Origin of the sequence: Brachymonas moutaii (nom. illeg.) (assembly GCF_049977365.1) — a bacterium.
In the GTDB taxonomy this organism is placed as follows: Bacteria; Pseudomonadota; Gammaproteobacteria; order Burkholderiales; family Burkholderiaceae_C; genus Brachymonas.
The window spans coordinates 310431-330912 of the sequence record NZ_JBNGEN010000001.1 but is presented as its reverse complement, the minus strand read 5'-3'; the positions used below and the strand labels follow the sequence as shown (position 1 = coordinate 330912).

Here is a 20482-nt window from a genome sequence, read left to right as displayed (position 1 = left end):
AAAAGCACGCAGCGGCTGACATGTGCGCAGCCTCCTGCATGCCACACCGCTCACCACTCGAAATTCAGCATGCGGTCGGTGGTTTCGGGCAGATGTGCAGCCGGCTTGTTGTCGGGCGGGCTGGTCTTGAGGATGACCATGGAAAGGTTGTCTCCCACCCCGTGTCCCCGGCTGCGCGCGAGCTCGGTGAGCTGCTGGCAGGCTTGGGTGGGCGAGAGCGAGAAGGTGATCTTGGCCATCTCCTTGTCACTGACATGGCCCCACAGCCCATCGGAGCAGGCCAGTATGACATCCTCGGGTTCCAGTTGTCCCCGGTTCTGCTCGCCAAAACGGGGCTGTTCGGGCCCCCCCAGGCAGGAGACGAGCAGATTGCTCTTGGGGTGATGGTAGGCCTCGGCTTCGGTGATCTTGCCTTCGTCGAGCAGACTCTGCACATACGAATGATCCCGCGTGCGGCAGATCATGGCGCCACGGCGGAAATGGTAGAGCCGGGAGTCTCCGCTGTGGATCCAGAAGCACTCCCCCGACGGCATGAGCAGAAAGGCCGCCACCGTGGTGTGCGGCTCGTGCTCGCTGCTGATGTTGAGCATGCGGATGACCGAGTGGGCATCCATGACCAGCTGGCGCAGCAGCGCCTGCGGATTGTCGTGGTCGACATCGAACTGCTGCAGGAGCTGGCGTCCACTGTCGATGACCTGGGCCGAAGCCAGCGCCCCACCGCTGCGACCGCCCATGCCATCGGCCAGCAGGACCAGCAGGCACTGCTTGTTGTAGGGATGCTGGATCACCTGGACACGGTCCTGCTGGTACTCGCGATCCCCCTTGTGGATGGCGGTGGCGATGTTGATGCGGTAATTGCTCATGCGGGGCAGGGACGGGAACATTCCCCCTGGACGGGGGGACTGGCACAATGATGCTCTTTCTGCGCACATGGGGTGTACAGAATCGGATGATGAGGGTCTCTCTCAGTATGGCAGAAAAATCCGCACACGATCGGGCAGTTGCGGCTCCACGGGCCGGGGCAGAGGCGCTCCGGGAGCGGGTGGCCGGTGTGTTCTCGGTCGAGGGGCCGCTGGCGACGGACAATCCGCGCTACCGTCCCCGCCCCGGACAGCTGGACATGGCGCTCGGGGTCGCGCGCACCATCGCCCACGGAGGCGCCTTCGTCGTCGAGGCTGGCACCGGTGTGGGCAAGACCTTCGCCTATCTGGTGCCCGCGCTCCTGAGCGGCGAGCGCATTCTGGTGTCCACGGCCACCAAGAACCTGCAGGATCAGCTGTTCGCACGCGATCTGCCCTATCTCTGCCATCTTCTGGGGCTGCCGGTGCGGCTGGCGCTGCTCAAGGGGCGTTCGAGCTATGTCTGTACCCATCGGCTGCGGCAGGCACGGCAGGACATGCTGGCGGTGGAACCTGCGGTGCAGCACACGCTCGCGCGCATCGAGCGCTTCGTGCAGTCCACCCGCAGTGGCGATCTGGCGGAACTCGACGGACTGGACGAGCGTTCGCCGGCCCTGACTCTGGCCACCTCCACGCGCGAGAACTGCCTGGGCAGCAACTGCCCCGATTTCCGGAGCTGCTACGTCAACCAGGCGCGGCGCGAGGCCCTGGAGGCCGATGTGGTCGTGGTCAATCACCACCTGTTCTTTGCCGACATGGCCGTGCGCGAATCGGGCATGGCCGAGCTCCTGCCGACCGTACAGACCGTGATTTTCGATGAGGCCCATCAGCTCAACGAAACGGGCGTGATGTTTCTGGGACACCAGCTGGGCACCTCGCAGCTGCTCGATTTCTGTCGGGACACCCTTGGGGCCGGCATGCAGCTCGCACGGGGCCTGGTGGAATGGCAGACCCTTTGCGGGAATCTGGAGCGGGCCGCACGCGATCTGCGGCTCGTGGCTGGACGCATGCCCGCTGGCGCCCGTCTGCGCTGGACCGAACCTACCCCGGAAGGACTCGATGAAGTCGAGTGGTATGACGCCCTGGGCGTGTTGAGGCGCGCACTGGAGGCTCTGGTGCCTGCACTCGACACTGTCACTGAGCTGGCCCCCGATTTCGGGCGGCTGATGCAGCGGGCACAGTTGCTGCAGGAGCGCCTGGAAGCGTTCGGACGCCCCTGTCCGGTCGATGCCGTGCGCTGGGTGGAGGTGGCGGGCGGGCTGCGCATGATGCAGGCTCCCCTCGACATTGCCGCGACCATGCGCGACCGGGTGCTGCACCTGCCTTGCGCCGATGCAGGCGACCCCGCATCCGACACATCCGATGCACAGGAGGCCCACCACACAACCCAGCAGGAAGAGCACGATGCCCACCGTGCCTGGATTTTCACTTCAGCCACGCTGGGGGACGAATCCGGTCTGGGATGGTTCACCCAGCCGTGCGGCCTCCAGGACGTGCCGGCACTGCGGGTGGCCAGTCCCTTTGACTATGCAGGGCATGCCAGTCTCTATGTCCCACCGCTCGTGCGTCCGGGCGATGCAGCCCATCCCGTGGCCGTGGCCGTCTTTGCGGCTCGGGCAGCGCGTGCGCTGGGCGGCCGCACGCTGGTCCTGACCACGACACTGCGGACCCTGCGCATCATCGGTCAGGCCCTGCGTGCCAGTCTGGAGCCGGAAGGCCGCATCGAGGTGCTGATCCAGGGAGAATCGACCAAGCGGCGCCTGATCGAGCGGTTCCGCCAGGGTGCCGGCAGCGATGGAGAACGCGGCTGCGTGCTCGTGGCATCCGCCTCGTTCTGGGAGGGAGTGGATGTGCCCGGCGAGGCGCTGCAGATGGTGGTGATCGACAAGTTGCCGTTTCCTCCTCCCCACGATCCGCTGGTGGAAGCGCGCGCCCATCGTCTCGAAGCCCAGGGCAAAAGCCCCTTCAAGGAATACTTTCTGCCCGAAGCGGCCGTCATGCTCAAGCAGGGGGCAGGGCGACTCATCCGAAGCGAAACGGATACCGGCATTCTGGCCGTGTGCGACAGTCGTCTGACACAGATGGGCTATGGCGCACGTCTGCTCAAGGCGCTGCCGCCGATGCGGCGCCTTGCCTCGGAAGAGGAATTTGCGCGTTGCCTGAAGGATCTGGCTGCCCAGCGCACTGACCCTGCGGTATCCGGGAACCCCTGAACACACCGCAGGGCTGAGGCCGGCATGCTTGCGGGGCAGATAGCAAAAAACCCCTGGCTGCCAAGGCAGACAGGGGCGATGCAAGGAATCTGCAGGAACCGGGAATCAGGCAGCCGCTGCAGCGGAAAACTCCCGGAAGGCTGCCAGAGCATTGGCCGTATACATCAGAGACGGCCCCCCTCCCATGTAGACACACACGGCCAAGGCTTCCTCGACTTCTTCCTGCGTGGCACCCAGTTTGACCAGAGCCTTGATGTGGAAGCCGATGCAGGCATCGCAGTGTCCTGCCACACCCAGCGCCAGCGCAATCAGTTCCTTGGTCTTGGTGTCGAGCGTGCCGGCCGCCGTGGAAGCGCCCGCAAGGTCGTTGAAGGCCTTCATCACGTCAGGCTGGTGGCTGCGCATGACAGCCAGACCCGTGGAAATGTCGCGGATGTGGGACTTGTACTCGGGAATGCTCATGGAATGTTCCTCTGTCCTTGGATGTATCGTGCAGTCTTTATTTCTTCATCGGGCAGGTGTTGATGCCGAGGAGCTTGTAGGCAGGGCAGAAACCCAGCACTCCGGTCAGCAGGGGCACCACACCGATCCATGCCCAATTGCTGTTGATGTATCCCATCAGCTGGGGCGTGCCGAGTACCAGCGCCAGCCCCACCACGACACGAATCACGCGATCCAGACCACCTTCGTTCATGACGTTCTCCTCGTTCGAAACAATTTACATTGAAGTAAATTATAAGGGGATAAAAAGACGGGTCAGGACCCGTCCAGGAAAAATGCCCCGCGAAGGATCATCTTCTTGCAGGGCATTTGGTTTCGATCAAGACTTTGCGTCTTCGACCGGAACGTACATCTCGCCGCCTCCGGCGATGAACTCGGCGCTTTTCTCGGCCATGCCCTTTTCAAGGGCTTCCTTCTGGGCGGCGTAGTCGCGCACCTCCTGCGTGATCTTCATCGAGCAGAACTTGGGGCCGCACATGGAGCAGAAGTGCGCCACCTTGCTGCTGTCCTTGGGCAGGGTTTCGTCATGGAAGTCGCGGGCAGTGTCGGGATCGAGGCTGAGATTGAACTGGTCGGCCCAGCGGAATTCGAACCGCGCCTTGCTGATGGCCGAATCCCGAGCCCGGGAGCCCGGATGCCCCTTGGCAATGTCGGAGGCATGGGCAGCGATCTTGTAGGCGATGATGCCCTGCTTGACATCATTGCGGTCGGGCAGGCCCAGGTGTTCCTTGGGCGTCACGTAGCAGAGCATGGCCGTGCCGAACCAGCCGATCATGGCTGCGCCGATGGCGCTGGTGATGTGGTCGTAGCCAGGAGCAATGTCGATGGTCAGGGGGCCGAGGGTATAGAAGGGGGCCTCGTGGCAGTGCTTGAGCTGCTCGTCCATGTTGGCCTGGATCATGTGCATGGGCACGTGTCCGGGGCCTTCGATCATGGTCTGCACATCGTGCTTCCAGGCAATCTGCGTCAGCTCGCCCAAGGTACGCAGCTCGGCGAACTGTGCTTCGTCGTTGGCGTCGTCGTTGCTGCCTGGGCGCAGGCCATCTCCAAGGCTGAAGGAGACGTCATACGCCTTCATGATGTCGCAGATGTCCTCGAAGTGGGTGTAGAGGAAGTTTTCCTGATGATGGGCAATGCACCACTTGGCCAGAATCGATCCCCCACGGCTCACGATGCCCGTGCGGCGGTTGGCGGTGAGGTGGATGAAGGGCAGACGCAGTCCGGCGTGGATGGTGAAATAGTCCACCCCCTGTTCGGCCTGCTCAATGAGCGTGTCGCGGAAGATCTCCCAGCTCAGGTCCTCGGCCACGCCGCCCACCTTTTCCAGGGCCTGATAGATCGGCACGGTACCGATCGGTACAGGAGAGTTGCGGATGATCCAGTCGCGGGTGGTGTGGATGTTCTTGCCCGTGGAGAGATCCATGACCGTGTCGGCCCCCCAGCGGATCGCCCACACCAGCTTCTCGACTTCCTCCTCGATGCTGGAGGTCACGGCACTGTTGCCGATGTTGGCGTTGATCTTGGTGAGAAAGTTGCGCCCGATGATCATGGGTTCGATCTCGGGATGGTTGATGTTGGCCGGAATGATGGCGCGTCCCCGGGCCACTTCATCACGCACGAATTCGGGTGTGATGATCCGGGGAATCTGTGCGCCCAGCCCATTGCCCTGCAGACGCATTTCGCGGTTCAGATCGGCCTGGTACTCGGCCATCCAGGCACGCTTGCCGTTTTCGCGGATCGCGATGTATTCCATCTCCGGCGTCACGATGCCCTTGCGTGCATAGTGCATCTGCGTCACGTTGGCACCCGGCATGGCACGGCGGGGCTGACGCTGCAGGGCAGCTGCCTCGCGGCGCAGCTGGTCGATGCGCTCTGCATCCCGGTCATCGAGCTTGCCCCCATCGTCGAGGATGTGGTGCAGGCGGCCTTCGTAGGATTCGGTGTCGCCTCGGGCCTCGATCCATGCGTTGCGCACACCCTGCAGACCGTGGCGCACATCGATGGTGGCTGCAGGATCGGTATAGGGGCCGGACGTGTCATAGACCGTGACCGTCTCGCCATTGGTGAGACTGATCTCGCGCATGGGCACGGAAACTCCCGCCATGGTTCCCGGCTCCATGGTCTTGCGGGAGGCGGGAAGCGGATCGCGGGTGAGAGTCAGCAGCGCGTTGAGGTCTGCGGGTGGGGCGGGAATCTGGTCGGGCGCGTTCATGGGCAATCTCCGGGGTGGGAAAGAAGTGCTCCGAAGTGGCCGGACGCCCGGGACTGCTGCATGCATGGGGATGCCAGGAGGGGCATGGGCATCTGCAGGTCAGGGGGCAGGCTCTCCTTACGCCGGTGTGAGCCGGGTCAAGTTCGCGGGTTCGGCGTCAGCCATCTCAGCCTGTGGCTCTTCCGCGAACGGACGCCACAAACACCCCGGAGCGCTTGCATTGTATGCACAAAGTCGGACGTGACAAAACGGCACGCCGTCCTCTCCTCCTGCCCCGCAGAATGGGACGGGCGTGGGGCGGCTTTTTCTGCGGAGATCCCTGCGCGGCCATCCCCCGCTATCATTGGCGCTTTGCACAAGGATGAAGGCATGTCGACGATCGACACGGAACAGCCCGCGATGCACATACGGCTCAATGATCAGCCCCTGGAAGTGGCAGGGCAATGCTCGCTCGAAGAGCTGCTCGTGCAGCAGGGCATTGCGCCCGATACGCACGCCACGGCGGTCAATGGGCAGTTCGTGCCGCGCACCCTGCGCGCAGGCACGGCCCTGCAGTCAGGCGATGTGGTGACGTGCTTTCAGGCCATAGTCGGAGGGTGAGTCACCATGACCTGGCAGATTGCCGATGCGGCTCTGGAGAGCCGTTTTTTCCTGGGATCGGCGGGGTATCCTTCGCCCGATAACCTGCGTGAGGCCATCATGGCCTCGGGCGCCGAAGTGGTCACTCTGGGACTGCGCCGGCAGCTCGGAGCCGATCCCCACGCCCGCACCGACAACGGATTCGTGGAGGTGGTGCGCTCCACTGGTGTACGGCTGCTGCCCAACACCGCCGGCTGCCGCAGCGCACGCGAAGCGGTGACACTGGCCATGATGTCGCGCGAACTGCTGGACACCCATTGGATCAAGCTCGAAGTGGTCGGCGACGAACAGACGCTGCAGCCCGACCCTTTCGAGCTGGCAGAGGCGGCCGATGCGCTGGTTCGCGAGGGGTTCGAGGTATTTCCCTACTGCACCGACGATCTGGTGAGCTGCCAGCGGCTGCTCGATGTGGGCTGTCGCATTCTCATGCCGTGGGGGGCTCCCATCGGATCCGGACAGGGGCTGCTCAATCCATGGGCGCTGCGCACCCTGCGTGCCCGCTTGCCGGACGTGCCGCTGGTGGTCGACGCTGGGCTTGGGGCGCCATCTCATGCCGCCGAGGCGATGGAACTGGGATTCGATGCGGTGCTGCTCAACTCGGCCGTGGCCCAATCCCATGACCCCGTGAAAATGGCTGGCGCCTTCCGCGATGCCATTCGGGCGGGGAGGGCTGGATTCGAAGCCGGGCTCATTGCGCCTCAGGACATGGCTGTGGCCAGCACGCCCGTGACGGGGCGCCCCTTCCTGCTCTGAAGCGGAGAGCGAAGCATGAACAAGGCATTCACCCGCGAATCAGATCGCGAGGACGATGAGGACGACGAAGGCGCTGGCCTGCCTGCCTTGCCGACCGGAACCCGCAACTACATGACTCCCCAGGGCTATGCGCGCCTGCGTGCCGAGCTCATGCAGCTCATCGACGACGAGCGTCCGCGCATCGTGGACATCGTGCACTGGGCTGCCGCCAATGGCGACCGTTCCGAGAACGGCGACTATCTCTATGGCAAGAAGCGCCTGCGAGAAATCGACCGACGCATCCGATTTCTGACCCGTCGACTCGAAAAGGCCGAAGTCACCGACCCCAGCGTCCACCACGGCAGTGACCAGGTCTTCTTCGGGGCCACAGTGACCTACATGGAGGAAGATGGCGAGGAGAAAACCGTCACCATCATGGGAATCGACGAGGTCGACAACCTGCAGGGACAGGTCAGCTGGATCGCTCCCGTCAGCCGTGCACTGCTGCGTGCACGGGTAGGGGACGTGGTGCCACTGCACACGCCGGCCGGCATCCGCGACATCGAGGTGATCGATGTGCAGTATCCCGCACCATCCGGAAACCCTCCCGAGGCCTCCTGACCGTCTCCTCTCTGCCTGCAGATATCCCGATGAAGCGCGTGGACTAGGAGGAGGTCTTGACCCGCATGGCACGGATGGCGGCTGGCACGCGGCGAATGGCGCGCAGGACATGGGCCAGATGCTGGCGATCCCGCACCTGCAGAATCATGCGCAGATCCATCACCTCCTGGCTCATGTCGTCCGACATGCTGATGTACCCGATGTTGGCATCGGCATTGGCAATCGCCATGGTGACGCTGGCCACGGCACCCACACGGTTGTGGATGGTCACCGTCACCGCAGTGGCAAAGCGGCTTTCCATGTGGTCGGACCATTCCACGGGCACAAAGCGCTCGCCGTCGCGTGTCTTGAGCCGCTTGGCCACATTGCAGTCGGCCGTGTGCACAATCAGGCCTTCTCCGCGTCCCAGATAGCCGACGATCTGGTCTCCGGGCAGAGGATGGCAGCAGGAGGCATACTTGACCGACGATTTTTCGCTGCCGTCCAGGGCAATGGTCGGTTTGTAGTGCTGCTCGTCCTGGCTGTAGCGTTCCATGGACATGAGCACGGCATCGGGACGTTCCCCCATTTCGGTCATGAGCGTCGCGAGCTGCTTGGCAATCACGCTGGTGATGCGCTTGCCGTGGCCAATGTCGGCAAACAGGTCATCAAGGGTCTTGTTGTTGGCAAAGCGCAGCAGCTTTTCCCAGACGCTGCGATGTGCATCGTCGTCGGGCGGGAGCTGCTCCATGCCCTCGGCCCGGTAGGCCTGGGTGAGCAGCCGCCGGCCCAGTACCTTGGCTTCGGCCTCGGACTGGATCTTGAGATGGTTGCGGATGCGCGAACGCGCCCGCGCCGTGCGCACGAAGCTCAGCCACGCAGGCTTGGGGCGCGAGTCGGGATCGGTCATCACCTTGACGACATCTCCGCTGTGCAGTTCGGTACGCAAGGCAGCCGGCTGGTTGTTGACGACAGCCGAGACAGCCTGATCCCCCACGTCACTGTGAATGGCATAGGCAAAATCGATCACCGTCGCTCCCCGCGGCAGCGACATGATGCGGTTCTTGGGCGTGAAGACAAACACATCCTCGGGGAAGAGGTTGAGCCGCACATGGTCGAGAAACTCGTTGGAATCCAGTGTCTCCTTCTGGATGTCGAGCAGGCTCTTGAGCCAGTTGGCTGGCTTGGCGTCCTTGCCGTCTGCCGTGGCCTGCAGGGTCTGTTCGTTCTGGCTTTTGTAGAGCCAGTGGGCAGCCACCCCCGATTCTGCTACCTGGTGCATCGCGTCGGTACGCATCTGGAACTCGACGTGGATGCCGGCCGGGCCCACCAGCGTCGTGTGCAGGGACTGATAGCCGTTGTCCTTGGGAATGGCAATGAAATCCTTGAGCCGCTGGGGCACTGGCTTGTAGAGCGAATGCAGAATGCCGAGCGCGATGTAGCAGTCGGTATTGGTCGGCACGATGATGCGGAAACCGTAGATGTCGTACAAATCGGCAAAGCTCTGCCGTTTGGTATCCATCTTGCGGTAGATCGAATAGATGGTCTTCTCGCGTGCGCTGATGCGGGCATGCAGCCCGGCTGCCGCAAAGGCATTCTCGACGTTCTTCTGAACTTCCTGCACAAGGTGGCGCCTGCGGCTGCGGGCACGTTCGATGGCCTTCACCAGCGTCTGGTAGCGCCACGGATGCAGGTATTTGAAGGACAGATCCTCCAGCTCGCGGTAGGCACGATTCAGACCCAGTCGGTTGGCGATGGGAGCGTAGATCTCGAGCGTCTCTGCGGCAATGCGCTTCTGTGCCTCCGGCTTCATGTCGGAGAGCGTGCGCATGTTGTGCGTGCGGTCGGCCAGCTTCACCAGGATGACGCGTACATCGTTGGCCATGGCCAGCAGCATCTTGCGGAAGGACTCTGCCTGATTTTCCTGGCGGGTGCTGAACTGGAGCTTGTCGAGCTTGGTCAGGCCGTCGACCAGGTCTGCCACATGGGCACCGAACTCTTCCGTGAGCTGGGCCTTGGTGACCCCCGTATCTTCCATGGTGTCATGGAGCAGGGCAGCCATGAGAGCCTGTGCGTCGAGCTTCCACTCGGCACACTGTGCAGCGACCGCGATCGGATGGGTGATGTACGGTTCGCCGCTCTTGCGCATCTGCCCCAGGTGCGCGCGGTCCGCCAGCTTGTAGGCCTTGCGCACGCGCGCTATGTCTTCTGGACTCAGATAGTCCAGTTTGGTGAGCAGCGCCGCAAAACTGGCGGCGGAAGCATTTTCGGCGGCGGAATTGACCATGGTGGAAACAGTGCACGCCGTCCTGACTACCCCATGCAGCGGTTCGGCGCCTATGTCAGGAATCTTAACCTCAACTCTGCCTGCTCGACAGGACTCTCCCATGCAGGAGTGCGTGCACAGGGTAGACAGGCTGCGTGGATCAGGCAACAAAAAGGCACCTCTGCGAGGTGCCCTGGACGGTGGCGTCGAAGCGCAGCGTATGCGCAGAGCTCAGGTCGGAACCTTCTTGAGCATTTCGAGGCCCACCTTGCCTTCTGCGATTTCACGCAGGGCAGTGACGCCGGGCTTGTTGCGGCTTTCCACCTTGGCGGTGTGGCCCTGGCTCAGCATGCGGGCACGATAGGTGGCCGCGAGCACGAGCTGAAAGCGGTTGGGGATTTTTTCCAGGCAATCTTCCACAGTGATGCGGGCCATGAGGGGACACTCCTGTCAATTGATGCGCAGCTGCGCAAAAACATCCGCCTTGGAGCGGAGCTGCGCAACGAACTTGAGACGCTGGGCGTGCACGATGCTCTTGAGATCGAAGAGCGCACGCTCGAATGATTCGTTGATTATAACAAAATCGAAATTTTGGGCCTGCTGCATCTCGTGCTCGGCGTTGACGAGCCGCTGCTCAATGGTGTCCGAGCTGTCTTCTCCGCGGCGCTCCAGGCGGGCACGCAATTCCTCCAGACTGGGGGGAAGAATGAAGATCAGCACGGCGTGGGGAAAAATCCGCTTGATCTGCAATGCGCCCTGGAAATCGATCTCGAGCAGCACATCGCCTCCAGCGGCAATGCGGGCTTCGACTGCCTGACGCGAGGTGCCATAGCGGTTGCCGTGCACGCTGGCCCATTCGAGGAAATCGCCTTCCTGCACCATGCGGTCGAAGGTCGAGCCATCGACGAAATAGTATTCACGACCATGCTTTTCCTGTCCGCGGGGAGCTCGGGTGGTGTGGGAAATGGAAGCCTGCACGCCTCCATCGACCTCCATGAGAGCCCTGACGAGACTGGATTTTCCGGCTCCGCTCGGAGCGGAAACGACAAAGAGATTGCCAGGATATTTCCGGGCGCTGCAAGAAGAAACTGCGGTCATGATGACGTGGGATGGTGGATCACTCGATGTTCTGGACCTGCTCGCGCATCTGCTCGATGAGGACCTTCATGTCCACGGAGATGCGGGATGTTTCCAGGGAGGCGGATTTGGAGCCCAGTGTGTTGGCTTCACGGTGCAGCTCCTGGATGAGAAACTCCATCCGCTTGCCCAGCTCGCCTCCGTCCCGCAGGTGCTTCTCGATGGTATCGAGATGTGCCTGCAGGCGGGTCAGCTCCTCGGCCACATCGATGCGGATGGCAAAGGCCGTGGCCTCGGTCAGTGCCCGCTCCTCGGCTGTTTCCGAAATGTGGCCCTGCCGGGAAGCGGTCTGCAGGGCATCGTTCCAGCGGTCGAGGAAACGCTGCTTTTGCTGGGCAACCAGCTGGGGGATCAGCGGTTCGGCTTCGCGGGCAAGCGTGCGCAGGGCATCTACCCGTTCCAGCAGGCTGTCGGCGAGCTGTTTGCCTTCGGTGGCACGGGTCTGCTGCATCTGGTCGAGCAGGGCGGTCACGGCAGATGCAAAAGTCCGGGACAGGGCATCCATGGGAAGGGTGGGACGGGCGGTACCGGCAATGCGCAGGACGTCAGCGACCGACAGCGGCATGGCCTGCGGCATCCAGGAGCGAATGGCTTCTTCGCAGGAAGCCAGTCGCTGAAGCGTTCCAACTGCAGGCATGTTGGCTGCGGCGCCGCTGGCGGTGCCGCCGTATTCGAGCGAGGCGCGGAGTTCCAGCTTGCCGCGATGCAGACGCCGCTGCAGCTGTTCACGCGCCAGCGACTCGAACGGACGAAGCTCATCGGACAGGCGGAAGGCCAGGTCGAGGAAGCGGCTGTTCACGCTTCGCAGTTCCAGCGCGAGCTGCCAGGCATGTTCGGATTCCGTGACAGATTTGGCGCTGTCGCTGCCGGTTGCCGAAGGGACGACCGGGATTTGCAGGCTCGCGTAGCCTGTCATGCTGTAAACTGGCATTCATTCCTCACTAGGCATTCCGTATGCAGCCGCAGGCCGCGCAGGGTGTGCCAAGTATAGCCTTCGCGCATTTGTCCTTCGTGTCGATCAGCCCACCATGACCACTGTTGCCAAAGTCAAGCCCGCACCGCTGGCACCTGGCACCCAGCTGGGGGACTACCGGATCGTCAAGCAGATTGCTGCGGGGGGGTTCGGGCTGGTGTATTTCGCCATCGATTCCGCAGGGCGCCGTGTGGCCATCAAGGAATACCTTCCGGCAGCGCTTTGCACGCGGGAAGTCGGTCAGTTCGTGCCGGTGATCCAGCCCGAGAAGATTTCCCTGTACCGCCTCGGGCTCAAGAGCTTCTTCGAGGAAGGGCGTGCCCTGGCACAGATTTCGCACGACTCCGTCGTGCGGGTGCTCAACTTCTTCCGTGAGAACGAAACGGTCTACATGGTGATGAACCTGCTTGAAGGGGCTTCCCTGCAGGATTTCATCCTTACCGCCCGATCGCTCAAGAAACCGCGCGTATTCCATGAGGCCACCATCCGTTCGCTGTTCGAGGAAGTGCTGCGCGGGCTGCGCATCGTGCACCAGCACCGCATGCTGCACCTCGACATCAAGCCGGCCAATATCTTCATCACCAACGAGGACCGCGCCGTGCTGATCGACTTCGGGGCTGCGCGCGAGGTGATCAATCACGAGATCAATTTCGTCCGCCCCATGTACACTCCGGGCTTCGCTGCTCCTGAGATGTACCGGCGCAAGGGGGAGCTGGGTCCCTGGACCGACATCTATGCCATTGGTGCGTGCATGTTCGTGTGCATGCTGGGCTATCCACCCAACGCGGCACCGCAGCGCCTCGAAAAGGATCGCCTGACTCTGGCACTGTCCAAGGTCCGGCGCATCTATTCCGATTCCCTCATCGAGATGGTGGAGTGGTGCATGGCACTTGATCCTCTTTCTCGGCCACAATCAGTGCATGCGCTGACCAAGGAGCTTGAAGCGGATGGGTTGAGGCTCTATTCCCAGAAATATCTGAGTGTGCGGTAACGAGCCGTGCTCGGCGGGAAACAGAGGCGTGGCCTGTATTTCAGGGAATCGGCGCATTCAAGCAACATTGCCCGGCAATGGGTGTGACAGGGTCCGACAACAAAAGAGGCAGGCATGAAATTCAGCGTGTTCCAGCTCAGCCGCCGCGGCGGTCGCAAGAAGAACGAAGATCGCATGGGCTATTGCTATACCCGTGATGCAGCCCTGTTCGTGCTCGCGGACGGCATGGGCGGGCATGTGGAAGGGGAGGTGGCGGCCCAGATTGCCCTCCAGTCCATGGCAGCCCAGTTCCAGGCCGAAGCCAAGCCCACTGTGCGCAAACCGGCGGAGTTTCTCTCGAACGCCCTGATGAACGCGCATCATCAGATTCTGCGGTATGCGGGTGATACCGACATGCCCGATACGCCCCGCACCACGCTGGTGGCGGTCATCGTGCAGGAAGGGCATGCCACATGGGTGCACTGCGGTGATTCGCGGCTCTACATGATCCGCAACGGCAGCCTGCTGGTGCGCACGCGCGACCACAGCTACATGGAGCAGGGTGAGCATTACGTGACCAAGTCCATGCACATCAACCGCAATGTGCTCTTCACCTGCCTGGGATCTCCGAGCCGGCCGATCTTTGATGTGTCCCTGCCCATGCTGCTGCAGCAGGGCGATCGCATTCTGCTGTGCTCGGATGGCCTGTGGGGCACCATGAGTGACGAGGATGTGGTGAAGGGCGTATCCAATATCGACAAGCCGCTGGCCGAATGCGTGCCTGATCTTGTGGAAGAGGCCCTGCGTCGCGGTGGCCCCGGGTGCGACAATACCACCGCCCTGGCGCTGAGCTGGGAAATGCCTGCCACCGAGGGGGCGGAAGTCGTGACCGACAGCATCCTCGATGGGGTGTTTGCCTCCACGATCCAGGCTGCCGGCTGGGACAGCGAGACCGAGAACGAGCTCAACGAAGACGACATCGAGCGTTCCATTGCCGAAATCAATGCCGCCATCCAGCGAGGCGGCCCTCTCAAGAAGAACGAACAGAACTGACTCCATGACAACCGAAGCGAATGTACGCTCGGGCGGTCGCCGCTCGAATGAAATGCGCCCTGTGCGCCTCACCCGCCACTACACCATGCATGCTGAAGGATCGGTGCTGGTCGAGTTCGGCAACACGAAGGTGCTGTGCACTGCCTCCGTGGAAGAAAAGGTGCCCCCGTTCAAGAAGGGCAGCGGCGAGGGATGGCTGACGGCTGAGTACGGCATGCTCCCCCGCTCCACCCACACACGCACGGCCCGCGAGGCAGCCAAGGGCAAGCAATCGGGCCGCACGCAGGAAATCCAGCGGCTCATAGGCCGTTCCCTGCGCGCAGTGGTGGATCTGAAGGCGCTGGGCGAACGCACCATCCAGTTCGACTGCGATGTGCTGCAGGCCGATGGCGGTACCCGCACTGCGTCGATCACCGGCGCCTATGTGGCTCTGCAGGATGCCGTGGCCGTGCTGATGCGCGAAGGCAAGCTCGCGCAGAGTCCCGTGCGGGAGCCGGTCGCAGCCATTTCCGTGGGCATCGTGAACGGCACTCCGCTTCTCGATCTGGAATACACCGAGGATTCGTGCTGCGACACGGACATGAATGTGGTGATGACCGGAGCAGGGCGTTTCATCGAGGTGCAGGGGACAGCCGAAGGAGCTCCTTTCAGCCGACAGGAGCTCGATACCCTGCTGGCACTGGCCGAGAAGGGCATTGTGGAGCTGCATGCGCTGCAGGCGCGCGCGCTGGCAGAGTGAGGGCGATCGGCATGCGCATCGTTCTCGCATCGCACAATCAGGGCAAGCTCGTGGAGCTGCAGGCCCTCTTCGGTGTCCTGGGCGTGGAGCTGGTGCCCCAGGGAGCGCTGGGAGTTCCCGAGGCTGAGGAACCCTTTCACACCTTTCTGGAAAACGCTCTGGCCAAGGCACGCCATGCCAGCCGTCTGACCGGACTGCCGGCCATTGCCGATGATGCAGGGCTGTGCGTGGATGCCTTTGGTGGCCTGCCCGGCGTGCAGACGGCCTACTATGCCACCCAGTTCGGCTATCCCAAGGGAGATGACCAGAATGTCAGGGCACTGCTCGAACAGATGCGCGAGGAACCCCGGCGACGCGCGGCTCTGGTGAGCACGCTGGTGGCGTTGCGCTCGCCCGATGATCCCGAGCCCTTGGTGGCCGTGGGACGGGCCGTGGGAGAAATCACGCGCGAACCCGTGGGCACGCATGGTTTCGGGTTCGACCCTGTGATGTACATTCCCTCGAAGGGCTGCACCTTTGCCCAACTTCCTCCCGAGGAAAAGAACCGCTTGAGTCACCGTGGACGGGCAGCGCAGGAGATGCTGCGCCTGCTGCGAGCCACCTGGTTTGCGGAGGCAGCACGTCCATGACCCTGCCTGCGATAGTGGCTGCCACCGAGCCGGTGCGGGACATCATGGACTACATGCGGCCCGGGGCCCTGCAGCTGGCCTCGCTGCCTCCACTGTCTCTGTATGTGCATCTGCCCTGGTGCCTGCGCAAATGTCCCTATTGCGACTTCAATTCGCATGCGTGGGCGACCTCCGAGTCCCCATTGCCCGAGCAGCCCTACATCGATGCCCTGATGGCCGACCTGCAGCAGGCCCTGCCTCTGGTCTGGGGACGTCCGGTGCACAGTGTGTTTCTCGGTGGAGGCACGCCCAGTCTGTTCTCGCCCGATGCCGTGGCCGAGCTGATCAGCCGCATTCGTGCGCTCCTGCCCTTGGTGCCGCTGTGCGAAATCACCATGGAAGCCAATCCAGGCACCTTCGAGCGCGAGCGGTTTGCTGCCTTTGCCGCAGCAGGGGTGACGCGGCTGTCGATGGGTGTGCAGAGCTTCAACGACAGGCATCTGCAGGCGCTGGGCCGGGTACACGACGGGCGGCAGGCGCGCGCCGCAGTGGAGGAGGCGGCCCGCAGCTTCCAGACATTCAATCTCGACCTGATGTATGCCCTGCCGGGGCAGACGGGGGAGGAATTGCAGCAGGACATTGCACAGGCCATGGCCTTTGCGCCGCCGCACCTCAGCATCTACCATCTCACGGTCGAGCCCAACACCTACTTTGCCAAATATCCTCCGCAGGCGCTTCCCGACGAGGATACCGCCTATGCCATGCTCGATGTCCTGACCGAAGCCACGGCACGGGCGGGACTGGACCGCTATGAGGTATCGGCTTACGCACGACCGGGACATCGGTGCGTGCACAACGTCAATTACTGGACCTTCGGCGACTATCTCGGCATCGGGGCCGGAGCGCATGGCAAGATCAGCTTTGCCCACCGTGTGGTCCGGCAGGTCAAGGTCCGCGATCCGCAGCGCTACATGCAGCAGGCTCTCGAAGGGCGTGCACTGGCGCAGGAGCACGAAGTGGCGCGGGAGGAGCTGCCCTTCGAGTTCATGCTCAATGCGCTGCGGCTGCGCCATGGGTTCGATCCGGCCCTGTTCGTGCAGCACACGGGGCTTGCACCTACTGCCGTGGAACGGGGACTCGACGAAGCCGAGCGCCGTGGATGGATCACCCGCGATCTGCATCATGTGCGTCCCACGGAGCGGGGATTCGATTTTCTGAGTGACCTGCAGGAGCTGTTTCTGCCGTGAGGGGCACGCACAGGGTGCGGCCGCCCATCGGGAGGGGCGTCGTGGGCTGCGTCATAATCGCAGGCAGGTCAGTCCGGCTGGTGCGATGACACTGTCTGCGGTAGCGCTGGATTCTGTGTTTTTTCTTTCTTCACCACGATCTTCATGACTCTGCGTATCCATGTGGCCCAGCTCAATCCCCGGGTGGGTGATTTTGCCGGCAATGTCGAGGCCATCATTCGGGCAGCACGGCATGCCCATGCGGATGGAGCGCACCTGATGCTCACGCCCGAAATGTCCATCTGCGGCTATCCGGCACAGGATCTGTGGCAGCGGCCGGCGTTTCAGAAGGCCTGCGACGAAGCCGTGGAGGCTGTCGCCAGTGCGCTGTCCGATCTGAAGGGGTTCTCCGTGGTGGTGGGTCACCCCAGTGGCAATGACAGCCTGCGCACGCGCTGCGTGACTGTGCCGCAGCACCACAATGCCGTGTCCGTGCTGCGGGAAGGGCAGCGCGTGGCCTGGTATGCCAAGCAGAAATTGCCCAACTACCAGGTGTTTGATGAGCTGCGTTATTTCACTCCCGGCACGGCTCCCTGCGTGATCGAGGTGCAGGGCGTGCGCATAGGCCTGCTGATCTGCGAAGACTGCTGGTTCGACGAGCCGGGTGCTGCTGCTGTGGCCGCAGGGGCACAGGTGCTGGCCATCGTGAATGCCTCTCCTTACCACATGGGCAAGGCGCGGGATCGGGAGCGCCGGCTGGCCGAGCTGTCGAGCCGGCTGAAGGTGCCGACTCTCTATGCCCACATGGTGGGGGGACACGACGAACTGGTGTTCGACGGGGGATCGTTCTGCATGCATGCAGATGGCACCCTGGCTGGACGTGCACGCAGCTTCGTCGAGGATTTCTGGCGGGTGGATGTGGAGCCACCTGTGGCGCCCGGATTGCCGTGCGGACTGCAGGCCCGCATCGAACCTGCGGCAGAACGCGATGGTGTGATCGGCCTGCCGCCCTACCAGCACCGATTCAGCAGTGAAGAGGTATGGCACGCCCTGGTCACGGGGACACGCGACTACGTTCGCAAGAGCGGGTTCGAGCGGGTGGTGCTGGGGCTGTCCGGAGGCATCGATTCGGCTCTGGTGCTGGCGATTGCGGTGGATGCTCTCGGGCGCGACAACGTGCGTGCGGTGATGATGCCTTCGCCCTACACGGCCGATATTTCCTGGCTCGATGCGCGCGACATGTCGGAGCGGCTGCAGGTGCGGTACGACGAGATCCGCATCCTGCCCGCCTTCGAGGCGTTCCGGTCGGCACTGGCGGACGTGTTCGAGGGGCTTCCGGAGGATACAGCCGAGGAGAACATTCAGGCGCGCATCCGTGGCACCCTGCTGATGGGCATTTCCAACAAGCTGGGCTGTCTGGTGCTCACTACGGGCAACAAGAGCGAGCTCTCCACGGGATATTGCACCCTGTATGGGGACATGGCCGGCGGATTCGCTCCCATCAAGGACCTGCTCAAGACCCAGGTCTATGCGCTGGCGCGGTGGCGCAATGCGCATGATCCCTACGGGACTGGGCGCGAACCGATTCCCGACCGGATCATCACCCGTGCGCCGAGTGCGGAACTCCGCCCCGACCAGACCGACCAGGACAGCCTGCCTCCCTATGAGGTGCTCGATGCCATCGTGATGCGCTACATGGAAAACGATGTGCCCATGGCGGACATCGTTGCCGATGGGCTTCCAGCCGAGGCAGTGCAGCAGGTGACTAGGCTCATTCGCATCAACGAGTACAAGCGCCAGCAGGCGCCTGTGGGCATCCGCATCACGCACCGCAGCTACGGCAAGGATTGGCGCTATCCGCTGGTCAATGCCTTCCGCGAGCGCATGGAGTGAATTCACTCGCCCCTGCGCGCGTTCTCCAGAGGACGGCGCGGCATGGGGTAAAGTCCTGCATGCGGACAGGTGCGTACGAGCGCCCTGTCGTTTTATTGTGTTTTTGTCAGCTGAGGAGACCTTTCCCCCATGAAACAGATTACCGCCGTCATCAAGCCGTTCAAGCTCGACCAGGTTCGCGAGGCACTGGCCGAATGTGGCGTCACGGGCTTGACCGTGACCGAGGTCAAGGGCTTCGGTCGCCAGAAGGGACATACCGAGCTGTATCGCGGCGCTGAATATGTGGTGGACTTTCTGCCCAAGATGAAGGTGGAGCTGGTGGTGAACGATGGCGATGTGGACAGCTGCGTCGATGCCATCATCAAGGCCACGCGCACCGGCAAGATCGGAGACGGCAAGATTTTTGTGTCGCCGGTCGAGAACGTGATCCGCATTCGCACGGGCGAGATGAACGAAGACGCCATCTGATCAGCGGGGCTGCCCAAGCCCCTCCGGCATCACCAGGCTCCCGTTCCCGTTCAGGGGGCGGGAGCCTTGCTGTTTGGGGCGGCAGCTGAGAAGGAAACGGGGCGAGCCTTCACTGCTTGCGCAGCAGCAGACTGCCGATGGAGTAGCCGGCCCCGAAGGAGCAGATCACGCCCAGGTCGCCTGCCTCCAGGTCCTGCTGGTGGCGATGGAAGGCAATGATCGAGCCAGCCGACGCGGTATTGGCGAATTCGTCGAGGATCACGGGCGCCTCGTCGAAGGAGGGCTCGTGTCCGAGCAGGCGCCTGGCGATCAGGTGGTTCATGCTCAGATTGGCCTGATGCAGCCAGAACCGACGGATATGTTCCGGCAGGTGGCCACAGTCCTCGATCTGGGCGGTGATGTGTTCCGCAGCCATGGGACAGACTTCCTTGAACACCTTGCGGCCTTCCTGCATGAAGAGCTGATCCCGGTCTGCGGGGTTGCGGTCCTCGGCACGGCTCATGAAACCGGCGTTGTTGCGGATGTTGTTGGAGAAGCGGGTGGCCAGCCGGCTGCCGAGCACTTCCCAGCGATGCGCTGCCACGGAGTCGCCAGCGCGCTCCAGCACCACGGCGGTGCAGACATCGCCAAAGATGAAATGGCAGTCCCGGTCCATCCATGCCTGATGCGCGGAAGTGAGTTCGGGATTGACCACCAGCGCCCGTCGGACCTGTCCTGTGGCAATGGCGTTGACTGCCTGACTGATGCCGAAGGTGGCCGAGGAGCAGGCGACATTCATGTCGAAGGCATGTCCGCCTGCACCGAGGGCATGCTGGATCTCGATGGCCATGGCCGGGTAGGCACGCTGCATGTTGGAGGCAGCGCAGATGACCAGATCGAGGTCCCGGCCATCGCAACGGGCGGCTTCGAGCGCCTGGCGGCCTGCATCGACGGCGATTTCGGCCATCAGCGAGAGCTCGTCATCGGGACGCGGAACCAGACGCGGACGCATGCGCTGGGGATCGAGCACGCCTTCCTTGTCGATCACGTAGCGCTGGCGGATGCCCGAAGCCTTCTCGATGAAGGCCGCATTGGATTCCGGCAGGGCCGCCTGTTCGCCGGCCGCAATGGCAGCCGCATGCTGAGCGTTGTAGGCCTGGGCATATGCGTTGTAGGACGCGACCAGTTCGTCATTGGTGATGGTGTGGGGAGCGACCCAGAGGCCGCTGCCGCTCAGGATGACCGGATGCATGATGGACAGGAGGAAGTTGCAGAAAATCGAACGATTGTACGATGCAGAGCCGCGCGAGCCCAGACGGGCAAAAGGGGGTGAACTGCTCCGGATGGACCTCGCAAAACAGGCTGGCGGTGGCC

General features: G+C 62.9%; 20 protein-coding genes and 1 riboswitch. Of the genes, 11 read left to right on the top strand and 9 right to left on the bottom strand.

Annotated elements, in window-relative coordinates:
* Positions 1-50: 50 nt before the first annotated feature.
* A complete protein-coding gene (locus ACP2WS_RS01505) occupies positions 51-863 on the bottom strand; it encodes a PP2C family protein-serine/threonine phosphatase (protein ID WP_374490788.1) in 813 nt (270 codons plus the stop codon).
* Positions 864-970: 107 nt separating this feature from the next.
* On the opposite strand from ACP2WS_RS01505, the gene ACP2WS_RS01500 reads away from it, so the two are divergent.
* The gene (locus tag ACP2WS_RS01500; RefSeq protein ID WP_426459144.1) at positions 971-3112 is read left to right on the top strand and encodes an ATP-dependent DNA helicase; all 2142 of its coding nucleotides are present in this window, start codon (positions 971-973) and stop codon (positions 3110-3112) included.
* A gap of 105 nt (positions 3113-3217) precedes the next feature.
* On the opposite strand, the gene ACP2WS_RS01495 is transcribed toward ACP2WS_RS01500, so the two are convergent.
* The 3 genes from ACP2WS_RS01495 to thiC form a co-directional block, all read right to left on the bottom strand.
* Entirely contained in the window at positions 3218-3574 is a 357-nt protein-coding gene (locus ACP2WS_RS01495; RefSeq protein WP_374490784.1) for a carboxymuconolactone decarboxylase family protein, read from the bottom strand.
* A 37-nt stretch (positions 3575-3611) separates the two neighbouring features.
* Complete coding sequence (locus ACP2WS_RS01490; RefSeq protein ID WP_374490782.1) at positions 3612-3806, bottom strand: YgaP family membrane protein; 195 nt, start codon at positions 3804-3806, stop codon at positions 3612-3614.
* A gap of 126 nt (positions 3807-3932) precedes the next feature.
* Positions 3933-5825 carry a phosphomethylpyrimidine synthase ThiC gene (thiC, locus tag ACP2WS_RS01485; protein ID WP_374490780.1) on the bottom strand — a complete coding sequence of 631 codons (1893 nt, stop codon included), beginning with the start codon at positions 5823-5825 and terminating at the stop codon, positions 3933-3935.
* A 97-nt stretch (positions 5826-5922) separates the two neighbouring features.
* Positions 5923-6044, bottom strand: a riboswitch (TPP riboswitch).
* 150 nt (positions 6045-6194) lie between these two features.
* Here thiC and thiS point away from each other — a divergent pair.
* Genes thiS through greB form a run of 3 tightly spaced genes read left to right on the top strand, consistent with a single transcriptional unit; the run spans position 6195 to position 7817 of the window.
* The gene (thiS, locus tag ACP2WS_RS01480; RefSeq protein WP_426459141.1) at positions 6195-6425 is read left to right on the top strand and encodes a sulfur carrier protein ThiS; all 231 of its coding nucleotides are present in this window, start codon (positions 6195-6197) and stop codon (positions 6423-6425) included.
* 6 nt (positions 6426-6431) lie between these two features.
* Positions 6432-7217 carry a thiazole synthase gene (locus ACP2WS_RS01475; protein WP_374490775.1) on the top strand — a complete coding sequence of 262 codons (786 nt, stop codon included), beginning with the start codon at positions 6432-6434 and terminating at the stop codon, positions 7215-7217.
* A 15-nt stretch (positions 7218-7232) separates the two neighbouring features.
* Positions 7233-7817: a transcription elongation factor GreB gene (greB, locus tag ACP2WS_RS01470; RefSeq protein ID WP_426459139.1), complete on the top strand. Its 585-nt coding sequence runs from the start codon at positions 7233-7235 to the stop codon at positions 7815-7817.
* Between the two features lie 43 nt (positions 7818-7860).
* Here greB and ACP2WS_RS01465 read toward each other — a convergent pair whose 3' ends face one another.
* From ACP2WS_RS01465 to ACP2WS_RS01450, 4 genes are all read right to left on the bottom strand, one after another.
* Positions 7861-10083 carry a RelA/SpoT family protein gene (locus ACP2WS_RS01465; protein ID WP_426459138.1) on the bottom strand — a complete coding sequence of 741 codons (2223 nt, stop codon included), beginning with the start codon at positions 10081-10083 and terminating at the stop codon, positions 7861-7863.
* A gap of 210 nt (positions 10084-10293) precedes the next feature.
* Positions 10294-10497, bottom strand: coding sequence for a DNA-directed RNA polymerase subunit omega (gene rpoZ / locus ACP2WS_RS01460; protein ID WP_374490769.1), 204 nt, complete (start codon positions 10495-10497; stop codon positions 10294-10296).
* Between the two features lie 15 nt (positions 10498-10512).
* A complete protein-coding gene (gmk, locus tag ACP2WS_RS01455) occupies positions 10513-11160 on the bottom strand; it encodes a guanylate kinase (protein WP_426459136.1) in 648 nt (215 codons plus the stop codon).
* A gap of 19 nt (positions 11161-11179) precedes the next feature.
* Positions 11180-12130, bottom strand: coding sequence for a YicC/YloC family endoribonuclease (locus ACP2WS_RS01450; RefSeq protein ID WP_426459135.1), 951 nt, complete (start codon positions 12128-12130; stop codon positions 11180-11182).
* Between the two features lie 97 nt (positions 12131-12227).
* Here ACP2WS_RS01450 and ACP2WS_RS01445 point away from each other — a divergent pair, with 97 nt between their 5' ends.
* The 7 genes from ACP2WS_RS01445 to ACP2WS_RS01415 all read left to right on the top strand — a co-directional run bounded on the left by ACP2WS_RS01445 (position 12228) and on the right by ACP2WS_RS01415 (position 19129).
* The gene (locus ACP2WS_RS01445) at positions 12228-13163 is read left to right on the top strand and encodes a serine/threonine protein kinase (protein ID WP_374490763.1); all 936 of its coding nucleotides are present in this window, start codon (positions 12228-12230) and stop codon (positions 13161-13163) included.
* 114 nt (positions 13164-13277) lie between these two features.
* On the top strand, positions 13278-14195 hold the full coding sequence (locus ACP2WS_RS01440; RefSeq protein WP_374490761.1) for a PP2C family protein-serine/threonine phosphatase: 918 nt from the start codon (positions 13278-13280) through the stop codon (positions 14193-14195).
* 4 nt (positions 14196-14199) lie between these two features.
* Positions 14200-14934, top strand: coding sequence for a ribonuclease PH (rph, locus tag ACP2WS_RS01435; protein WP_426459133.1), 735 nt, complete (start codon positions 14200-14202; stop codon positions 14932-14934).
* An 11-nt stretch (positions 14935-14945) separates the two neighbouring features.
* Complete coding sequence (gene rdgB / locus ACP2WS_RS01430) at positions 14946-15563, top strand: RdgB/HAM1 family non-canonical purine NTP pyrophosphatase (RefSeq protein WP_426459131.1); 618 nt, start codon at positions 14946-14948, stop codon at positions 15561-15563.
* Positions 15560-16789, top strand: coding sequence for a radical SAM family heme chaperone HemW (gene hemW / locus ACP2WS_RS01425; RefSeq protein WP_426459129.1), 1230 nt, complete (start codon positions 15560-15562; stop codon positions 16787-16789). The genes rdgB and hemW overlap by 4 nt, the downstream gene beginning before the upstream one ends.
* Positions 16790-16933: 144 nt before the next feature.
* Positions 16934-18661 carry an NAD+ synthase gene (locus ACP2WS_RS01420; RefSeq protein ID WP_426459128.1) on the top strand — a complete coding sequence of 576 codons (1728 nt, stop codon included), beginning with the start codon at positions 16934-16936 and terminating at the stop codon, positions 18659-18661.
* Positions 18662-18790: 129 nt separating this feature from the next.
* A complete protein-coding gene (locus ACP2WS_RS01415; RefSeq protein WP_374490750.1) occupies positions 18791-19129 on the top strand; it encodes a P-II family nitrogen regulator in 339 nt (112 codons plus the stop codon).
* Positions 19130-19238: 109 nt separating this feature from the next.
* Here ACP2WS_RS01415 and ACP2WS_RS01410 read toward each other — a convergent pair whose 3' ends face one another.
* Entirely contained in the window at positions 19239-20360 is a 1122-nt protein-coding gene (locus ACP2WS_RS01410) for a beta-ketoacyl-ACP synthase III (RefSeq protein ID WP_374490748.1), read from the bottom strand.
* Between the last annotated feature and the right edge of the window lie 122 nt (positions 20361-20482).